This window comes from Streptomyces sp. NPDC005181 (assembly GCF_040608395.1).
In the GTDB taxonomy this organism is placed as follows: Bacteria; Actinomycetota; Actinomycetes; order Streptomycetales; family Streptomycetaceae; genus Streptomyces.
The window spans coordinates 1-2,344 of record NZ_JBEXID010000222.1; the positions used below are offsets into that span (position 1 = coordinate 1).

Annotated in this window: 3 protein-coding genes and 1 pseudogene; 1 reads left to right on the top strand and 3 read right to left on the bottom strand. The window is 67.7% G+C overall.

From position 1 onward, the window contains the following. The 3 genes from ABZV38_RS40125 to ABZV38_RS40135 form a co-directional block, all read right to left on the bottom strand. The coding region (locus ABZV38_RS40125; RefSeq protein ID WP_356333881.1) for a cbb3-type cytochrome c oxidase subunit I at positions 1-276 on the bottom strand (276 nt) is incomplete at its 3' end. Positions 277-951: 675 nt separating this feature from the next. Beyond that, positions 952-1,284: a zinc ribbon domain-containing protein gene (locus ABZV38_RS40130; RefSeq protein WP_356333883.1), complete on the bottom strand. Its 333-nt coding sequence runs from the start codon at positions 1,282-1,284 to the stop codon at positions 952-954. A 166-nt stretch (positions 1,285-1,450) separates the two neighbouring features. Next, positions 1,451-2,119, bottom strand: coding sequence for a TetR family transcriptional regulator (locus ABZV38_RS40135; protein WP_356333879.1), 669 nt, complete (start codon positions 2,117-2,119; stop codon positions 1,451-1,453). Between the two features lie 144 nt (positions 2,120-2,263). Between ABZV38_RS40135 and ABZV38_RS40140 the strand changes: the two are divergent. Continuing rightward, a pseudogene (locus ABZV38_RS40140) lies at positions 2,264-2,344 on the top strand (electron transfer flavoprotein subunit beta); the annotation flags it as partial.

A 2,344-nucleotide genomic window follows, 5' to 3' on the forward strand; every position in this document is an offset into this window, starting at 1 on the left:
CAGCAGCATGATCGTGCCGTGCATCGTGAACGCCTGGTTGAACTGCTCGTTCGACATGATCTGCGTGCCGGGACGGGCCAGCTCGGCGCGCATGACGAGGGCCAGCACGCCGCCGACGACAAAGAAGGCGAACGACGTGACCAGGTACATCGTGCCGATCGTCTTGTGATCGGTGGTGCTCATCCACCTGACGACGACGTTTCCCGGCTCCCTGCTGCGTACCGGCAGCTCGTTCGCGTACGACTCCTCTGTCTCGTCCGCCCCTGCTGTGCCCATCGTCGTCACTACGGCGCTCCTTCGATCGGTCCTTCGCGGGTGGGCTCGGCACCCGGCAGGGCGCCGCTTCCACCGGGGGCGGCCGGCGGCCCCCCGGAGCCTCGCGCCAGTTTCCAGCTGCAGCAAACCAGCCATGGGGGCGACATGTGCGGCCCGGCACCCGCCGGGGCATGACTTTCACCCGTCAGGGCGTGCTGACCACATGCAGCTGCGCGTGCCACGTCGTGACACTCAACACACAATGAGACAAGCTGAGTTGTGGGTCACTCCGGCGGCGCCTTCACCGGCCGAGCTCCCGGAGCACCCGAATCACTCAGACGCTTCTTCTGAGCGCCCCTGCGCGAACGTGCGTTTTGCACCGCCGAAGGACGGGCGGTGCCACAGGCGCACGATCAGCGGCGAGCGGTCATGTCTCCGGTATGACTCCGGGCACCGTCGAGTCCACCGTGTTGTCCCCACAGTGCGGTAGCAATGACGGCGTCGGTTCCCGGTCGGCGAGTTCGTCGAGGTCGACAGTGAACATGGGTATGCCGAGCACGACTTCACGCTCCGCCTCGCTCAACATTCCGCTGTGCAGCCCCCGGTCGCGCGACGCGACGATGCGGGACCGGCCCGCCGGCAAAGCCTCCCCACCACGCTCGGCGACCTTGCATCCCGGCTGTCCCCGGGGCTGGTTCACTGCCAATCGGCGCGCCCGACCGGGTCGCAGAGTTCGAGGAGGAGTTCCGCCGCATCCGGGGCGGCGCCGGTGACGGGGCGCACCCGCGCACCCACGTACACCAGATGCGGTGCGGCACCCACGACCTGGCACCGGAACACAAAGCCTTCGGGCAGCCGGACGAGGGACTCGTTGCGGGCCGCCTCCGTATAACGGTGCACCACGCTGGACCGCACGACGACTCCCAGGCCGTCGCTGCGCACGGAGTCCAGATCACTCGACGCGCACACGGGACACAACAGCCGGCGGAAGGACGCCGTACCGCACCAACGGCAGAGCTGGTAGATCAGTCCGGCTTCGCCCTGCGCCGTCGGCGCGGCATTGCTTGCTGAAACGGAATGGGACACGTCTCGACCCCTTGGACTCGGCTCGGTGCGTCGGCGCCGAGCTTCGACGCAGACGCACCATATGGCACCGAGTGCCGAACAGTAAAGGTACTGAGTACCTATACCGAGGTCAGTCCTTGCCGAGGGCCGACTCGACTTTCTGCACCACGCGCCACATGGGCGTGCCCTTGGCGGCGACCACCACGACGACGTCGTCGTCCGCGGTCGGCGCGGCGGTCCCTCCGGCCGCGGCACCCCACACCTGTCGCACGACCCCGAGGGCGTGGTCCACCGCAGCCTCCGCGTCCCCCTCGCCGCCCGAACGCAGCCACGACCGCAGGCCATTGTTGTGCGCGGCGACCACGGCCGCGGCGATCACCTCGGCGTGCAGCGGGCCGTCCGGGGTGCCGGCGTAGCGGCCGCGCAGATACTCGGCCAGCGTGCGTTCGTAACGTCGGACCACGGACAACTCGTAGGTGCGCAGGCCGGGAACCTCACGCGTGAGGCGGTAGCGCTGGACGGAGAACTCCGGATTCGCGGCGTACATCCGCAGGACGAGCCGGGCCGCGTCACACACGGTGCCCACCGGGTCGCCGCCGTCGGCCGCCTCCAGAAGCGCGGTCATATCGGCGAGACAGCGCTCGTGGTCGGGGAAGACCACATCCTCCTTGGACGGGAAGTAGCGGAAGAACGAACGCCGCCCGACCCCGGCCCGCGCGACGATGTCGTCCACCGTCGTCCGCTCGAAGCCCCGCTCCAGAAAGAGCTGGAACGCCGCCTCGGCAAGCACCTGCCGCATGGGGGGCTTCTTCACTGGTCTGCGTGCCTCGGTCATGCCGGGAACCTAACACCAACTACGACAGTCCGACACTACGTACCTTTACAGAGGGTACTGAGTGCCATATGGTCGGTTTACGAACCATACCCAGGTAGGAGAGCCGGCGTGAGCTTGAGGATCGTTGTCTGTGTGAAGTACGTGCCCGACGCCACCGGTGACCGGCATTTCGCCGATGACTTGACGCTG